Source organism: Geobacillus sp. WSUCF-018B, from assembly GCF_002809985.1.
Classification (GTDB): Bacteria; Bacillota; Bacilli; order Bacillales; family Anoxybacillaceae; genus Geobacillus; species Geobacillus thermophilus.
In genome coordinates this window covers 1-16,098 of record NZ_PIJF01000062.1, presented here as the reverse complement: position 1 = coordinate 16,098, position 16,098 = coordinate 1, and the positions used below count along the sequence as shown (strand labels likewise).

Sequence of the window (16,098 nt, the reverse complement as noted above, 5' to 3'; positions counted from 1 at the left end):
CTCCTTTCGAATGGCAGGTCGCACTTTCATTCTACAGGAGATCCGCCAGCAAGGGCTATTTTTATGCTTGCTCAAGTTTATCTAGCACCACGGGTTATTTTTAGGTTTGTCGGCTGCGTTCCTTGGCCATTTTGTGGAAAAGCACGGGCCGCGGAAATCCGGGCTATTGGCGGCCGTCTTCTTTGGCCTCGGGGTGACGGGGTCTGGTTTGGCCGTGGCGCTTGGTTCGAAATACTTGCTGTATTTGTTTTACGGGGTGTTGGGAGGAATTGGGCTTGGCGTCGGATACATTGCGCCGGTGTCGACGCTTGTGAAATGGTTCCCGGACCGGCGCGGGTTGGCTACAGGGCTGGCGATTATGGGGTTCGGGTTTGCTGCGGCGATTGCGAGCCCAGCATGAACAAATCGCCTATGTTTCGGCGGCTAAGGAAAGTTGAGAACGATTTCCTTCCGTTTCCCCTCGGCGTGCGGCAAGCCACGCCGAGGGCTTTTTGATATAATGGAATGGACAATAGGCATCATGGGGGAAGAATAGTGAAAATCACAACGTGGACTAAGCGGTTTCCGGCGCGCGAGTTTCAGCGCGATTTGCTTGACTGGTTCGCCCGGGAGCGCCGCGACTTGCCATGGCGAAAAGACCGAGACCCATACAAAGTATGGGTGTCGGAAGTGATGCTGCAGCAGACGCGCGTCGAGACGGTGATCCCGTATTTTGAAAAGTTTATGGAACAGTTTCCGACGCTGGAGGCGCTCGCCGAGGCTGAAGAAGACGAGGTGCTGAAGGCGTGGGAAGGGCTTGGCTACTACTCGCGCGTCCGCCATTTGCACGCGGCGGTCAAGGAAGTAAAGGAACGGTACGGCGGGCAGGTGCCGGACGATCCGGAGCAGTTTTCGAAGCTAAAAGGAGTCGGTCCGTACACAGTCGGGGCGGTGTTGAGCCTTGCCTACGGCGTGCCGGAACCGGCGGTGGACGGCAATGTCATGCGCGTGTTGTCGCGCTTGTTTTTCGTGACGGATGATATTGCGAAACCATCGACGCGAAAACGGTTTGAACAAATCGTCCGCGAGATTATGGCGTACGAAAACCCGGGAGCGTTTAACGAGGCGCTGATTGAGCTTGGCGCTCTTGTTTGCACGCCGCGCCGCCCATCATGCCTTCTTTGTCCCGTGCAAGCCTACTGTCAAGCGTTCGCCGAAGGGGTGCCGGAAGAGCTGCCGGTGAAAACGAAAAAAACAGCGGTCAAACAAGTGCCGCTTGCGGTGGCGGTGCTGGCCGATGATGAAGGACGCATTCTCATCCGCAAGCGCAGCAACACCGGCTTGTTGGCGAATTTATGGGAATTCCCGGGCTGTGAAACAGGCGGGGAAGAAGGGAAAGAGAAGCTCGGACAAATGTTGCATGAGCGGTACGGTTTGCAAATCGAGCTGGCCGAGCCGTTTGCCTCGTTTGATCACGCGTTTTCCCATCTAGTTTGGCGGCTGACGGTGTATCGCGGGCGTCTAGTTGACGGCGGACCGGTGGAAGAGCCGCTCCGGCTCGTGCCAGGCGACGAGCTTGAGTCTTATGTGTTTCCGGTGTCACACCAGCGTATTTGGCGTGAGTACAAAGAACAGGCAGGCGAAGCGCGCCGCCTGCATTAGTCAGGCACTGCCATCGTGCCGTTTGTATACGTCGCTTCACGGCGCCCAAGGCCGCCGCGCGCTTCGATTTCTTCGATAATTTCGCGGTAGATCGTTTGCCCTTCGGCGTTTAAATACGGAGCGATTTGCTGGAATGAATGGTGAAAATGAGCGAGTTCGTCGTCTGTCCATTCTGTTTTCGGGATCATGGACAATTCTGTCATATCGCGGCCAACGTACATAGGCTGCGCCTCCTTCGCGGTGGAATTCGGCTATATTATACGTAAAGGGGCGGAAAAACATGAGTGGAAAAGTAGCGGTCGTGACAGGAAGCAGCCGCGGCATCGGCAAAGCCATTGCGCTGCGGCTGGCGCAAGAAGGATATGATATCGTGGTCAATTATGCCCGCAGCAAAACCGCTGCTGAAGAAACGGCTCGTGAAATTGAAGCGCTCGGGAGAAAAGCGCTCGTCGTCAAAGCGAACGTCGGCGATGTCGAGAAAATCCGGGCGATGTTTGCCAAAATTGATGAAACGTTCGGACGGGTCGACGTGCTCGTGAACAACGCTGCCTCCGGCGTGCTGCGCCCGGCGCTGGAACTTGAGGAAACGCATTGGAACTGGACGATGAACATCAACAGCAAAGCGCTTCTCTTTTGCGCCCAAGAAGCGGCGAAACGGATGGAGCGGGTTGGCGGCGGGAAAATTGTGAGCATCAGCTCGCTTGGGTCGATCCGCTATTTGGAAAACTATACGGCGGTCGGCGTCTCGAAAGCCGCTCTGGAAGCGCTGACCCGCTACTTAGCTGTCGAGCTGGCGCCGAAAAACATCGCCGTCAACGCCGTTTCCGGCGGAGCAGTTGATACGGAGGCGTTGAAGCATTTTCCGAACCGCGACGAGCTGCTCGCCGATGCGGCGGCCAACACGCCAGCTGGGCGCCCAGTCAAACCGGACGATCTCGTCAACGCCGTTTTGTTTTTATTATCCGATGCCGCCGAGATGATTCGCGGGCAGACGATTATTGTTGATGGTGGAAGATCTTTGCTTTTGTAGTGTCCACGGATAAGTCCGTCACCTCCGGGGCATAGTAAAGCACGTGGAGGTGAGAACAATGGCCAAACAACCGAACAAAACAGCAGCTGGCATGAACATTCAAGAAGTAAGACAACAAAATGCTCAATCGGCTCAAGCTGCTCAAGCAGGCCAATTCGCAACGGAATTTGCGGCTGAGACGAATGTGCAACATGTAAAACAACAAAATGCGCAAGCGGAAGCTCGCAAAGCGCAAAACGTTAACCGATAATGCGGTGATCGCACGCCTGCGATTCGATGACAACACGCTGACTGTTGGGAGGGCGCAGGCGACTGGTCAAATTCAGAAAAGAAAAAGCAGGGGCAGCGCGCCCCTGCTTTTTTTGCGACAAAAACCGCCACTCTTTTGCAAGATTAGCGAAAGGGATTAACGGCTTAAGGAGCGAACTGTTTTGTTAAAGCCAGGAGGCAAAAGGGGAAGGGAGAATGGAGGAAGAATGATGGGGCATGGGTGGATGAATGCCGGGGACGAAGCGCTGTTTTTGCGGCATGAGATGGAGCGTTGCGACCAGCTTGCTCGCGAGTTGGACGAGCTCGAACGCGAAGCGCCGACCTCCGCGCTTCGCGAGGAAGTGCGGCGAATGAAGCAGCAAGTCGAAGACATCCGCCGCGCATTTCTCGGACAGATGGCGTCCAGAGCCTAGACGGAGCGCGCCGCTTGGCCGTTCCGGCCTGGGCAAAGCGGCCCGCTTTTCTTTTCATTGCCAAAAGAACACGGTATAATACAGAAGAAAAGCTCCCGTCGGAAAGTGGGGAAGAATGATGCCAGCATATCCTCGGGAAGGGAAAATCATTCAAATCCATAGCTACAAACATAATGGGATGATTCACCGCATTTGGAACGAAACGATCGTGTTAAAAGGAACGCCATCCTATGTGATCGGCGGCAACGACAAGACGCTCGTCATGGAAGCAGACGGCCGGACGTGGGTGACGCGCGAGCCGGCGATTTGTTTTTTTCATGCTAAGCACTGGTTTAACATTATCGCCATGATCCGCGAGGACGGGGTGTATTATTACTGCAATTTAAGTTCACCGTTTGTTTGGGATGAGGAAGCGCTCAAATACATCGATTACGATTTAGACATTAAAGTGTTTCCGGACATGACGTATATGCTGCTCGATGAGGATGAGTACGAACGGCACCGCCGCGAGATGCACTATCCGGATGTGATTGACCGCATTTTAAAAAACAACGTCCATAAGCTTGTCGGCTGGATTCAAGAGCGAAAAGGGCCGTTTGCGCCCGAGTTTATCGACAAATGGTACGCGATGTTTCAAGCTTACCAAAAATAAATAGCGGCGTGAAAAAAGCCTGTTCGGCACCGCTGGCAGGTTTTTTCTGCTTTTTTTGTCGAAAGAGGCGCGCATGAGAAACTGATGGAAAAGGGAGGAAGCTATTATCATTTGTTGACGATCCAGCAGTTGCAGTAGTAAGCAAAAATATTAAGAAAATGTTGTCTGATGCCAAAGACTTCTTGACCCAAGCACCGTGGACGATGATTTTCCTTGGATTGGCGATCATGCTGACGGTGCTTGGCTTTAACTTAATGGGCGACGGGCTGCGCGACGCGCTTGACCCGCGGATGAAAAATTGAGAGAGGCGGCCTGCTAGGAGCGGCCGCCTGCCGACTTTTCGAGCTGTTTGGCCAATTCGTCATCGTAATGGTAATGGTGAAAACTATCAATTAACTTGTCTAAATGCTCAAGCCGGTCTCCATAATCAATGATGGCGCCGAGTAACGAAAATAGGCGGTAATCGGAAGGTGGCTGCCCGTCGGCGTAAATCATGGAAGCGAGCTGCCCCCGTTCGCGATCGATGCCTTCTGCCCACATGTGATGGGGAAGCGGCTTTGCTTGATGGACAAACTTCAGCAACATTTGCTCGTGATACCCAACCAGGCTGCCAAGGTGCAGGCAGATGGCATGGCGAAACGGGTCGGACAGGCGGCCCAACTCATTCTCAAGGCGGTGGAGCCATTTTAATACGGACAGCGCCCGGTCGGCTGAGGCGATCATTTGCCGGTACAGCACAAGCTTGCGCGACTTTTGGAAGCGTTGGCGTCGAAAATAGGTGCGTTCTTCTTTATACATTAAATACAAGTGCTCCAGTTTCGTCATTTCCTCGTGCAACGTTTCGATCTCGTCCTTTAAGTGATGATGATCGGCCGCCTGCTGTTGACAAAGGCGAATCCATTTCAAAATCGCTTCCGTCTCATCGCGAATTTTTTCGTACAATTTCTTTTCATACTTTGGCGGCAAGAAAATCAAGTTGACAAGAAAGGCGGCGAAAATGCCGAACATAATCGTTAAAAAGCGGATGGCCGCAAATTCGATAAATTGGCGATCCGTGTATTCCATAATGGCAATGACGGTGACAAGCGCCACGGAAATTGTCGACGATTCAAGGCGCATTTTTAGGCAAAGAGCGATCACAACCATGAGCGTCAAGCCGACGACCAGCGGGTCGCGGCCGAGGATAAGAACCGCCGCAATCGCGAACAAGGCGCCGATCACGTTCGCCTGCACTTGTTCGATGAGTGACAAATATGAGCGATAAATGGTTGGCTGCATGGCAAATACAGCGGAAATGCCGGCGAACACCGGTGACGGAAAGTGAAAGAGCGCTGCCAAAAACAAGGCGAGCGCCACCGCGATCCCCGTTTTGAAAATGCGGGCACCGAGCTTCATCTATGGAAACCTCTCCTTTTCCATTTTCGTAGACCATTCAGTACTATACACACTTTTAGATATGAGTGCAAGGAAAAAAATATAACGCCCTGCCGAAATCAGCAGGGCGTGAAGGATCAAAAGGCGATCGGAGCATGTGCATCGCGCCGATTGGAGAGGCGGATTGCCATCTCTTGGAGGAAATGGTCGCCGTTCAGCCATTGGGTTCGCCCCGTTGTGGAACGGATGAGCGCCAGCGGCTGGCCGGGAGCGAGCGGTTCAGCATGGCCGCCCTGCGGACGAGAGGCGATGAATACACGGGAGGAATCATCCGTTTTCCAAAGCGCTCCGGCTGTTCCGGCGACCCATACGGCTTCTTGTTCGAAGCTGGCGGCCAAACATGCCGGCAGCTGTCCGATAGACGGCAAGCTGTGTCGTTTGGCCGCGTCGGGCCAAAAGGCAGCTCCGGCTGCCTCGAGCAGGCTGTAACCGTGGTCGTAAATGAGCGTTTCCACAGCGCCAACAGACATTTCCCCGCAATGGACAAGCATGCCGGCTGAACCGAGCCGCTGATGGCAAAAGAAAGACTCCGCCCCATTGGCATAGGCGAACGAAGCGGCTGAGGCGAAAAACGGATGGGATACATCCGGTTCGCGCAACAAATCAGCCAGTGTATATGCTTGATAGATCACATGAGTGTGGCCGAGCGAAGCAACGCGGACGTGCGGCTCGCGTTCCATAGCGGCCGTCAGTCGAAACAAGCGGTCTGATAACGAAAATACATCGCCTGGCAGCATGGCGATTTGCCAAAACAAGGCGCTTTCATCTGCGGATGGCCGGATGGTTTCGAACAGAAGAATGAAGCCAAACTGTTTGCACAATTGACGAAGGTGCGCCCGAACCCGCTCAGCGTCAGCGGAAGGCGCAACGTGTATATGACCGACGGTGAAATAGCTGTTTGTTGCAATTTCTGGATTTTGCCCAGCATTCGCGAGTTTTTCCATCCATAGTTTGCGCGGGATGTCCAGCTGAATCGCAGCGTTTCCTTTTGCGCCCCATTGGGCAAGCGCCTGAAGGACAGCTTGGACATGTTCGTTGGTCGGGATGTTCCGCTTTTCCACTGCCGCCAACAACAGGGCGCCGCGCTGGTTCGCTTCGTTTGCCAAACGATATGTACGTTGCTCCATGTATACTTAGGCGCAGTCGGGAGGGCGTTCTCCCCTCGGCGCCGGTCACCTCCTCCACTGCTTGCTAGATGAAAAATCCGAGTCTTAATTTTCAGAATTTGGTGTTTATCATACCATGCAGGCAGGTGGAAATCAATGACCATTTCTCGTTCTCCTGCTTTGTTCACAAAATTGTCAACAAATGCAGTGAAAACAAAACAGCGCCCGCCTGACGCGGGCGCTGTTCAGCGAGGGTGATAGAGGCGCAAGCGCTTATAGCTGCCGAAACGCCTTGCCGACCGCCTCGATCGTATAGGCGATGTCGTCTTCTGTATGGGCGAGGGTGATAAACCATGCTTCATATTTCGATGGCGCGAGATTGACCCCTTGTTTGAGCATGAGCTTGAAAAATTTTGCAAATAACTCGCCGTCGCTTTTCTGGGCTTGCTTGTAGTTTTCCACCTTTTCGTCCGTGAAGAAGACGGTGAGCGCGCCTTTTAAGCGGTTGACGGTCACCGGCAGGCCGCATTGGCGAGCATGGGCGAGGATGCCCTCTTCCAGCATGGCTCCCAATCGGTCGAGATGCTCATAGACGCCCTCTTGTTTCAACACCTCAAGGCAGGCGATGCCCGCAAGCATCGATGCCGGGTTGCCGGCCATCGTCCCGGCCTGGTACGCCGGTCCGAGCGGAGCGACTTGTTCCATAATGTTCTGGCGTCCGCCGTACGCCCCAATCGGCAGACCGCCGCCAATAATTTTCCCCATCGCCGTCAAGTCGGGCTCCACACCAAGCAAGTTTTGCGCTCCGCCGTACATAAAGCGGAAGGCGGTGATCACTTCGTCGTAAATGACGAGCGCCCCTTCCTTGTGAGCAATCTCATTGATCGCTTCTAAAAAGCCCGGTTTTGGTAGGACGATGCCGAAGTTGCCGACGATCGGCTCGACGAGGACCGCTGCGACTTGCTCGCCCCAAACATTCATCGCTTCACGGAACGATTCGACATCGTTGTATGGCACGGTAATGACTTCTTGGGCGATGCTTTGCGGCACGCCGGCTGAGTCCGGCGTCCCCAACGTCGATGGCCCCGAGCCGGCGGCGACGAGCACAAGGTCCGAATGGCCATGGTAGCAGCCTTCGAATTTGACGATTTTGCTTCGTCCGGTGTAGGCGCGGGCGACGCGGATTGTCGTCATCACCGCTTCCGTCCCCGAGTTGACAAAGCGGACTTTCTCAAGCGACGGAATCGCCTCTTTTAACATTTTGGCAAACGTGATCTCATGCGGCGTCGGCGTGCCGTACAACACACCGGTCTCGGCGGCGCGGCGGATGGCTTCCGCGATGTGCGGATGGGCGTGCCCGGCGATGATCGGTCCGTAGGCGGCCAAGTAGTCGATGTACTTGTTTCCATCCACATCCCAAAAATACGCCCCTTGCGCCCGCTCCATCACGACTGGGGCACCGCCGCCGACCGCTTTGTATGAGCGGGACGGGCTGTTCACCCCGCCAACGATGTGCTGGAGCGCTTCTTCATACAATTGCTCCGATTTTGTCCATTGCATCGCTTCATCCTCCTGTTCCCGGTGACTGCCTCTTTATTTTACCATAGCGCGCACACTTGTCTGGAAAAACAAAAAAGGTGAAAATAGCAACGATTTATGTATAATTGCAACATAGGAGAAGGGCGGATGACGTCCTTTTTGATGTTGATGTGATGAAGAGGCAGGAGGAGAACGATGAACGCGATTGAAGTAGAACATTTGCGCAAAGAATTTAAAGTGCACAAAAGCCGCTCCGGCCTCGTCGGAGCGTTTCGCGATTTATGGACGCGCCGTTATGCGACCATCCGGGCGGTGGACGGCATTTCGTTTGCGGTCAGGCAAGGGGAGATCGTCGGCTATATCGGCGAAAACGGCGCCGGCAAATCCACGACGATCAAAATGTTGACCGGCATTTTAACGCCGACATCCGGGCGCATTGTCGTCAACGGGATGAATCCGCATAAAGAGCGGGAGAAATTTGTGCGGACGATCGGCGTCGTCTTCGGCCAGCGCTCGCAATTATGGTGGGACATCGCCGTGCAAGAATCGTTTCGTCTGTTAAAAAAAGTATACCGCGTCCCCGATGAGCAATATCGCCGTCATATGGGCGAAGTCATCGAGATGCTAGACATCGGTCCGCTCCTTGACAAGCCGGTGCGCAAGCTGTCGCTTGGCCAGCGGATGCGCTGCGAGCTCGCCGCCGCGCTCATTCACAACCCGCCGCTGTTGTTTTTGGACGAGCCGACCATCGGTTTGGATGTACTGGTGAAACTGAACATCCGCCAGTTTTTAAAGCAATTGAATGAACGGTATGGCACGACGATCCTGCTGACGACGCACGATATGTCAGACATTGAAGCGCTTTGCGAGCGGGTGATTATGCTTGATGAAGGGAAAATCATTTATGACGGTTCGCTCGGGCAGTTGAAAGAAAAATGGGGCCAAGGAAAACGGGTCGCCTTTACGTTTGCCGAAGCGGTGACGGCCGCTTTTTTGCAGCAGTTGACTGAAGGGTTGGATGTTGTTTGGAAAAAAGGTGAACAGCCGAACGTTTGGGTGGCGCACGTTCCATCAGGAGGCGTGCCGGAAGTCGTCAGCCGCGTCGCCGCCCGCTATCCACTGCAAGACATCCACATTCATGAAGTGCCGACGGAGGAGATCATCCGCAATATTTATCAAGAAGGTGCGGCTAATGGGTAAGTATGTCGAAATGATCCGCATCCGCTTTTTAATGATGCTTGCCTACCGGACAAACTATTACACTGGCATTTTGATTTACGCCATTAACATCGCAGCGTATTACTTCCTTTGGTCGGCTATTTATGGCGGCAAATCATCGATGCAAGGGATGTCGCTTGGGCAAATGACGATGTATGTCGCCATTTCCTGGCTGGCGCGGGCGTTTTATTTTAACAACCTTGACCGCGAAATCGCGATGGAAATCCGCGATGGAAAAGTAGCGATTGAACTGATCCGCCCGTACAGCTATTTAGGGATGAAAGCGGTGCAAGGGCTTGGCGAAGGGCTGTTCCGCTTGTTCTTCCTATCGTTGCCGGGGTTGCTGGTTGTCTCGCTCTTTTTGCCGCTCGAGTTTCCGGAACACGCCAAAACATGGCTGTCTTTCGGCTTGTCGCTTCTATTCAGCTTTATCATCTTTTCGGAGCTGAACTTGCTTGCGGGAGTCGTGACATTTTTTACGTTCCGAAATGAAGGGCTGCTGAGGGCGAAACGGTTTATTATTGATCTATTTTCCGGTCTGATTTTGCCGTTGTCGTTTTACCCGGATTGGGCGCAACAGCTCATGGCGTATATGCCGTTTCAAGCCATCAGCTACATTCCAAGCATGATCATCACAGAAAGTTTTCAAGGAGCTGCTGTCCGTGATGGCCTGCTTCTGCAGGCGGCATGGTGCGTGCTGTTATGGTTTCCGATTGTGCTGTTATGGCGGGTGGCGAAAAAACGGCTCGTTGTGCAAGGGGGGTAGACTTTGTTTTACGTATCGGTTTTTTTTCAATATATGGCCCAGTACATGAAGACAAAATGGCAATACCGCGCGGATTTGCTCATTGAATGGTTGTCCGACTTAATGGCGCAGGCGGTCAACTTAGTGTTCTTGCTCGTCGTGTTTGGCCATACGACGCTGCTTCACGGTTGGACCCGCGATGAAGTTTTGTTTATTTACGGCTTTTTCCTTGTGCCGTACGCCGTATTTGGCGCCTTTTTTAATCTATGGGATTTCAACGAGCGCTACATTGTCCAGGGAGAAATGGATCGCGTGTTGACGCGCCCGGTTCACAGCCTGTTCCAGATCATTTTGGAGCGGATGGAGCTCGAATCGTTGCTTGGCGCTGTGCCCGGGCTGATCATTATGCTGTATGCCGGCAGCCGCTTGTCTCTTTCATTTCATTGGTATGATGTCTTCGTGTTTATTTTGTTTGTCATTGGCGGTGCATTGATTTACGCCGGCATTTTCATTTCACTGGCGACGATCAGTTTTTTTGCCGACGCCCGCACATCCATCATGCCGATGATGTACAACATCAGCAGCTACGGCCGCTATCCGGTCGATATTTATCACCGCGTCATCCGCTATATGTTAACGTGGGTGCTGCCGTTTGCCTTTGTCGGCGTTTATCCAGCTGCTTATTTTCTTGATAAAAAGGAATGGTACAGTTATGCCTTTTTCACCCCAGTGGTCGGCATGGTTTGCTTCACCGTTTCGGTCATGCTTTGGAACGCCGGGGTGAGACGATATCGCGGGACGGGGAGCTGAGTGCTCCCGTTGTTTGCCGCGGCGTCTGCCATGAAATGGACAAACAATAGTCAAACAATCGCCACAATCGCGCATGCATCGCGGTGCGCCTTTCGCGTAAAATAGTTTGTGAAATTATTCACATTATATTGAAAGGGATGAATGCAATGAAAAACGACGGTGGAACCCGAGTAGTGGTCATCGGCACCGGGTTTGTCGGCGCCAGTTATGCGTTTGCCTTAATGAATCAAGGGATCGCCGATGAGATCGTGCTCATCGATGCGAATGAAAGCAAGGCCATAGGCGATGCGATGGACTTAAACCACGGGAAAGTATTTGCGCCAAAACCCGCAGTCATTCGGCATGGCGATTACAGCGACTGCCACGATGCCGATTTGGTTGTCATTTGCGCCGGCGCCAACCAAAAACCGGGCGAGACGCGGCTTGATCTTGTGGACAAAAACATTGCCATTTTCCGCTCGATCGTTGAGTCGGTCATGGCATCTGGATTTCAAGGACTGTTTCTCGTCGCCACCAATCCGGTCGACATTTTAACGTACGCGACGTGGAAATTCAGCGGCCTGCCGCATGAGCGGGTGATCGGTTCGGGGACGATTTTAGATACGGCGCGGTTCCGTTTTTTGTTGGGCGAGTATTTCTCTGTCGCTCCGCAAAATGTTCATGCCTATATTATTGGGGAACACGGCGACACTGAACTTCCCGTTTGGAGCCAGGCTGATATCGGTGGTGTGCCGATCCGCAAGCTTGTTGAAGCGAAAGGAGAACAAGCGAAGGAAGAGTTGGAGCGCATCTTCACAGATGTCCGCGACGCCGCCTACCAAATTATTGAGAAAAAAGGAGCGACGTACTACGGGATTGCGATGGGGCTTGCCCGCGTGACGCGCGCCATTTTGCATCATGAAAATGCCATTTTGACCGTTTCCGCTTACTTGGACGGCCCATACGGCGAACGCGATGTCTACATCGGTGTGCCGGCTGTCATTAACCGCAATGGCATCCGCGAGGTGATCGAAATTGAATTGAATGATGACGAAAAAAATCGATTCCATCATAGCGCAGCCACATTAAAAAGCGTGCTAGCCCGTTGTTTTACGCGATGAGGCAACAAACGAAAAGTTGTGCCAACAGTCTTTCTCGTCCAAACAGGGGGATGTATGGCTCTGGGGGCGACACGCTGTTCCGATTGGGAAGGCGGCTTATTCCCGCATAATTGTCCGTTTCACGGTGTATATATGAACTACGGACAATTTGTGGAGGGAAGCGAATGGATTACGCATTCCTCGGAGTGGTGACCGCCGTGCTGCTCGGCAGCATCACCTCGCTTTGGACAGCGCGCGTACAAGCAACGCACCGCCTCTCCCTTGACAGTTTATGGGTGCTCGTTCAATGGTATGTGACGATGCTGCTAGGGTTTGCGATGATTTATATGATTTTGCAAGCCAACGGCCATCATGTATTTACTCCGTCACCAAGCAGTGCAGCAGGAAACCGCCTGTCTATGCTGGAAGACAGTCTATATTTAAGCGGCATGACCCTCCTGTCGGTCGGATACGGAGACGTCACCCCGGTCGGTATCGGGCGGTGGATCGCCATCGCCGAGGCGCTGCTTGGCTACATTATGCCTGCTGTCATCGTCACGCGCACGGTATTTGACTGGGATCGCCGTTGACAGTTGCAATTTTCCTCTGTCTTCGTTACGCTAAAAGAAGACATTAAGGAGACGGAGGGAACGCTATGACGATCGCCATTGGCCAGCCAGCTCCAGATTTCACCTTGCCGGCAAGCAACGGGAAAATGGTTTCGCTCTCAGACTTTCGCGGCCAGTATGTCGTCCTTTATTTTTATCCAAAGGATATGACGCCTGGATGCACGACAGAAGCGTGCGATTTTCGCGACCGTCACGAGCAATTCGCCGGACTGAACGCTGTCATTTTAGGAGTGAGCCCGGATCCGGTTGCACGGCATGAAACGTTTATCGAAAAGTACAAACTGCCGTTTTTGCTTCTTTCCGACGAGCGACATGAAGTGGCAGAAATGTACGGAGTGTGGAAGAAAAAGAAAAACTTCGGCAAAGAGTATATGGGGATCGAACGCTCCACGTTCATTATCGCCCCCGATGGGACGTTGGTTCAAGAATGGCGCGGGGTGAAAGTGAAGGGGCACGTCGATGAGGCGCTCGCGGAAGTCGCCCGATTGGCATCGTCTAGGTGAGTGTCCAATCAATCACAACGCTTTTGCGTACAATGCATAGTAACCTCCTCAAATGAAGGAAATGCGGCGGGTGGAAGTGATTCCCACCCCCTTTTTTTGTTAAAAAGATGGCTGAGCCCATATATTAATGGTATCTATATTGACAAAAGGCATATACTCCTTGTAGACTAATTATAAATATTATAAAATGATAATTTTTTTCATCTTATACAGAGAGTGAGGTGCATGACGGTGTCTGCCAACGAGCAGCTGAAGGAAGCGCTTGACATGTTGAAAAAGACGGGCATACGCATCACGCCGCAGCGTCATGCGATATTAGAGTATTTGATCACCTCGATGTCCCATCCGACAGCGGATGAAATATACAAAGCGCTGGAAGGGAAATTTCCGAATATGAGCGTAGCGACCGTCTACAATAACTTGCGCGTCTTCAAAGAAATCGGGCTTGTCAAAGAGCTGACATATGGCGATTCATCAAGCCGGTTTGATTTTGTCACTTCCAACCATTATCACGTTATATGCGAGGAGTGTGGCAAAATCGTTGACTTCCATTACCCAGCGCTCGATGAGGTGGAGCAGCTCGCCGCCCACGTAACCGGGTTTAAGGTGGACCATCACCGAATGGAAGTATATGGGATATGCCCGGACTGTCAAAAAAGCAGCGTGCGGGCGCATTAAAAAAGCTGATAGTGCAAAAGCAGCTATCAGCTTTTTCTTTTTCTGTTGTACTTCTCGTCAAACTCTTTCCCCTCAAGTTCGCGGTCAAGCGTCAGCGGCTCGCGGCAAAACATGCATAAATCGACGCGCCCGAGCATTTTCGTCACTTTGCCGCACGACGGACAAACGACTTGGACGGCTCGTGTAGACAGGGTGCCGATCCAAAAATATACGATGCCGCTCGCGACGAGAAACAGAAGACCTAACACCATAAATAGCGTCATGACAAGCGGGGACGTGCGGAAAAAGAGCCCGAGATACATGACAATGACACCGACGAAAATCAAGCTCAAAGCGAACGTACGAATTTTGTTGATTTTGCTCGAATATTTGATGCTCATGGTCGTCCCTCCTACATACACCACTATACCATAAAACAAGCACCAATCGGGAAGGAGAAACGGGCAAAATCAGACTTTTGTTTTTTCTTATTAGAGAAGAGAAAGGAATTTTTCATTTTTTGTCGAATAATGAACGACAGCAACAAGCTCCTGCCTTTATCAGGCAAGGCAGCGGCGGGGCGGTCACAGAGGAGAGAACGGACGGTGACCGCCAAAACAAAGACTTTCGTGTGCAATGCTCCATTTTCGCATAACAAGGTGGTCGAACCTTGGAAGACGTGGGAAGGGGGGATCCGTTGCGGATAGGAAGCGGCGTGAACAAAAAGGGAAAAGAACTTCCCTGCCCGCCTGGCGGTCAAAGGCGAATCGCCGCATTTTTCCTAGCTGCAACGGAAACAGCCTATGGAACAGTTTTTGCGCCCAATATGTCAAGAGTGGACAAACAGAAGTGATACGCACGGCATTTTAATGATTGAAAAAGCGGTTTGTCATACAGCGGTGACTGATACGTTTGATGCCGTGCTGCTAGTCATTGTCGACTCGCAGAGCGAACCGGTATGTCTAAAACATTATTCGTTTGGCGCTGAAAAGGCGGCGCTTTATGTGGTGAATGAACAGAAGCTAAATGAATGGCTTGTTCTCGGAGCTCCCCGAAAGGCCATCGACTGGGTGTTTAATGGAAAAGTCATATTTGACCGCAACGATTATATTTGGCAGCTCCGCCAGCGCCTTGAGCAATTTCCGCCTCGGGAGCGGCAGCGGAAAATGGGGATTGAGTTTGCCAAACTGATCCGACGATATATCGATGGCAAGGAGCTGTTTATGGCCCGGCATTGGCTTGACTCGTACAACCATATGGTGCAGGCGTTGCACCATTTAGCACGGCTGACGGTGATCGAGTATGGACTTTATCCGGAAGTGACGGTATGGAGCCAGGTGAAGAAGATGAATGGACAAATTTATAAGTTGTATGAGGAATTGGTCGGCAGCGAGGAGCCGTTGCCGAAACGCCTTGAACTTCTGTTGTTGGCGAGCGAATTCCTCATTCATTCTTCCGTTGCAGCAGGCTCGATCCATCTGTGTGAAGTGCTAAAGGAAAAAGAAGGCGCATGGAGCATCGCTGAAATGGCTTGTCATCCACAACTTGCCCCTTATTCAGTCGATCTCGCAATCATGGTTGAGTATTTGGTCGAAAGAAAAGTATTGGCCGCAGTAAAAGGACCGACAAGAGGAAGCGGGATAACAGAGCGCTATTACATCGTGCAAGGAGGAAAAGTGCAGTGACTTCCCTGCCTATTCCTTGTTAAAACCGGGGCTCTGAGGCAGGCATGAAGGTGAAAAGATGTCTAGGGAGGGGCGTTTCCTTGCCAAAACGCGAACAGTGCAGAAGAGGGCGGAGGAAAGAGGGGGTCGAGAGTGCTAGGGAACTGCCTCCGCTCAGCACAGTTTGAAGCAGGGAGATCCTCAGGTTCACAGCGAAAGCAGCCATCTTCCCGAGTGCAGCTTCGTTCGTCCCAATGCTGGGCATCCGAAGACTCTTGGGTATTTTATGCATGGAAGGCTTCGTTCGGCTTTGACATTCGATTTCCTCCATGAAACCATATGTCCCGTTCACGAAGAATACAATCCTTGTTTGTCATGTGTTTTGGATGGCGCCGAAATTCATTTCCTACTTTCGCTTCGTTTTGAAGCAGGAGACTTCTTTCGGAGCTTCAGTGAAAAAAGCTATTGACTTGTATGAGGAACGATGATATATTTTAAATCGCTGCCGCAACGAAAAAATGCGGTGCAAAAGGAATAAAAAAATGTTGACAGTAAATAATAAAAATGCTATCATGTAAAAGTCGCTTCAAGAGAGCGACAAAAACAAAAATCGTTCCTTGAAAACTGAACGAAACGAAGCGCGACGAAAAGCGGAGGTCCGCGGGTCGCCGCGATGGGCAAATGTTCTTCGCCTGCAAGGGTGCTTGC

Annotated in this window: 19 protein-coding genes and 2 pseudogenes; 15 read left to right on the top strand and 6 right to left on the bottom strand. The window is 52.2% G+C overall.

The genetic code is table 11. The annotated features are described in order from the left end of the window. Positions 1 to 94 precede the first annotated feature (94 nt). Positions 95 to 394, top strand: a pseudogene (locus CV944_RS14840) (MFS transporter); the annotation flags it as partial. Positions 395 to 540: 146 nt separating this feature from the next. Next, complete coding sequence (mutY, locus tag CV944_RS14835) at positions 541 to 1,641, top strand: A/G-specific adenine glycosylase (RefSeq protein ID WP_100660044.1); 1,101 nt, start codon at positions 541 to 543, stop codon at positions 1,639 to 1,641. Here mutY and CV944_RS14830 read toward each other — a convergent pair. Next, a complete protein-coding gene (locus CV944_RS14830) occupies positions 1,638 to 1,862 on the bottom strand; it encodes a hypothetical protein (RefSeq protein WP_033009890.1) in 225 nt (74 codons plus the stop codon). The genes mutY and CV944_RS14830 overlap by 4 nt on opposite strands. A gap of 59 nt (positions 1,863 to 1,921) precedes the next feature. Here CV944_RS14830 and fabL point away from each other — a divergent pair, with 59 nt between their 5' ends. The 5 genes and pseudogenes from fabL to CV944_RS14805 form a co-directional block, all read left to right on the top strand. Then, a complete protein-coding gene (gene fabL / locus CV944_RS14825) occupies positions 1,922 to 2,671 on the top strand; it encodes an enoyl-[acyl-carrier-protein] reductase FabL (protein WP_050368231.1) in 750 nt (249 codons plus the stop codon). A gap of 58 nt (positions 2,672 to 2,729) precedes the next feature. After that, positions 2,730 to 2,921, top strand: coding sequence for a gamma-type small acid-soluble spore protein (locus CV944_RS14820; protein ID WP_100664445.1), 192 nt, complete (start codon positions 2,730 to 2,732; stop codon positions 2,919 to 2,921). 229 nt (positions 2,922 to 3,150) lie between these two features. Beyond that, positions 3,151 to 3,354, top strand: a complete 204-nt coding sequence (locus CV944_RS14815) for a YgaB family protein (protein ID WP_232722201.1) — start codon at positions 3,151 to 3,153, stop codon at positions 3,352 to 3,354. 118 nt (positions 3,355 to 3,472) lie between these two features. Continuing rightward, positions 3,473 to 4,006, top strand: a complete 534-nt coding sequence (ntdP, locus tag CV944_RS14810; RefSeq protein WP_044743088.1) for a nucleoside tri-diphosphate phosphatase — start codon at positions 3,473 to 3,475, stop codon at positions 4,004 to 4,006. 155 nt (positions 4,007 to 4,161) lie between these two features. Next, positions 4,162 to 4,308: pseudogene (locus tag CV944_RS14805) on the top strand (ABC transporter permease); the annotation flags it as partial. Positions 4,309 to 4,321: 13 nt separating this feature from the next. Here CV944_RS14805 and CV944_RS14800 read toward each other — a convergent pair. From CV944_RS14800 to CV944_RS14790, 3 genes are all read right to left on the bottom strand, one after another. Continuing rightward, the gene (locus CV944_RS14800) at positions 4,322 to 5,401 is read right to left on the bottom strand and encodes an FUSC family protein (protein WP_047817806.1); all 1,080 of its coding nucleotides are present in this window, start codon (positions 5,399 to 5,401) and stop codon (positions 4,322 to 4,324) included. A 116-nt stretch (positions 5,402 to 5,517) separates the two neighbouring features. Continuing rightward, positions 5,518 to 6,567 carry a glutamate synthase gene (locus CV944_RS14795; RefSeq protein WP_233205021.1) on the bottom strand — a complete coding sequence of 350 codons (1,050 nt, stop codon included), beginning with the start codon at positions 6,565 to 6,567 and terminating at the stop codon, positions 5,518 to 5,520. A 252-nt stretch (positions 6,568 to 6,819) separates the two neighbouring features. Continuing rightward, entirely contained in the window at positions 6,820 to 8,106 is a 1,287-nt protein-coding gene (locus CV944_RS14790; RefSeq protein ID WP_100664444.1) for a glutamate-1-semialdehyde 2,1-aminomutase, read from the bottom strand. 174 nt (positions 8,107 to 8,280) lie between these two features. Between CV944_RS14790 and CV944_RS14785 the strand changes: the two genes are divergently transcribed. From CV944_RS14785 to perR, 7 genes are all read left to right on the top strand, one after another. Then, complete coding sequence (locus CV944_RS14785; protein ID WP_100664443.1) at positions 8,281 to 9,285, top strand: ABC transporter ATP-binding protein; 1,005 nt, start codon at positions 8,281 to 8,283, stop codon at positions 9,283 to 9,285. After that, positions 9,278 to 10,069, top strand: a complete 792-nt coding sequence (locus CV944_RS14780; RefSeq protein ID WP_044742622.1) for an ABC transporter permease — start codon at positions 9,278 to 9,280, stop codon at positions 10,067 to 10,069. Before CV944_RS14785 ends, CV944_RS14780 begins: the two co-directional genes overlap by 8 nt. Positions 10,070 to 10,072: 3 nt before the next feature. Beyond that, positions 10,073 to 10,858: an ABC transporter permease gene (locus tag CV944_RS14775; RefSeq protein WP_100664442.1), complete on the top strand. Its 786-nt coding sequence runs from the start codon at positions 10,073 to 10,075 to the stop codon at positions 10,856 to 10,858. Positions 10,859 to 11,004: 146 nt separating this feature from the next. Further along, complete coding sequence (locus tag CV944_RS14770; protein WP_044742624.1) at positions 11,005 to 11,958, top strand: L-lactate dehydrogenase; 954 nt, start codon at positions 11,005 to 11,007, stop codon at positions 11,956 to 11,958. Between the two features lie 164 nt (positions 11,959 to 12,122). Beyond that, positions 12,123 to 12,527, top strand: a complete 405-nt coding sequence (locus tag CV944_RS14765; RefSeq protein ID WP_033009905.1) for a potassium channel family protein — start codon at positions 12,123 to 12,125, stop codon at positions 12,525 to 12,527. A gap of 65 nt (positions 12,528 to 12,592) precedes the next feature. Beyond that, positions 12,593 to 13,069: a thioredoxin-dependent thiol peroxidase gene (bcp, locus tag CV944_RS14760; RefSeq protein ID WP_033009906.1), complete on the top strand. Its 477-nt coding sequence runs from the start codon at positions 12,593 to 12,595 to the stop codon at positions 13,067 to 13,069. A gap of 225 nt (positions 13,070 to 13,294) precedes the next feature. Further along, the gene (gene perR, locus CV944_RS14755; protein ID WP_033009152.1) at positions 13,295 to 13,747 is read left to right on the top strand and encodes a peroxide-responsive transcriptional repressor PerR; all 453 of its coding nucleotides are present in this window, start codon (positions 13,295 to 13,297) and stop codon (positions 13,745 to 13,747) included. A gap of 26 nt (positions 13,748 to 13,773) precedes the next feature. Here perR and CV944_RS14750 read toward each other — a convergent pair whose 3' ends face one another. Both CV944_RS14750 and CV944_RS17195 read right to left on the bottom strand, forming a co-directional pair. Then, a complete protein-coding gene (locus CV944_RS14750) occupies positions 13,774 to 14,127 on the bottom strand; it encodes a YgzB family protein (RefSeq protein WP_033009153.1) in 354 nt (117 codons plus the stop codon). 23 nt (positions 14,128 to 14,150) lie between these two features. Next, positions 14,151 to 14,486 (bottom strand): hypothetical protein, encoded by a 336-nt coding sequence (locus tag CV944_RS17195; RefSeq protein WP_145994832.1) that lies wholly within the window; start codon positions 14,484 to 14,486, stop codon positions 14,151 to 14,153. A gap of 43 nt (positions 14,487 to 14,529) precedes the next feature. Here CV944_RS17195 and CV944_RS14745 point away from each other — a divergent pair, with 43 nt between their 5' ends. After that, positions 14,530 to 15,411 carry a nucleotidyltransferase-like protein gene (locus tag CV944_RS14745; protein ID WP_033009156.1) on the top strand — a complete coding sequence of 294 codons (882 nt, stop codon included), beginning with the start codon at positions 14,530 to 14,532 and terminating at the stop codon, positions 15,409 to 15,411. The last annotated feature ends 687 nt before the right edge of the window (positions 15,412 to 16,098 follow it).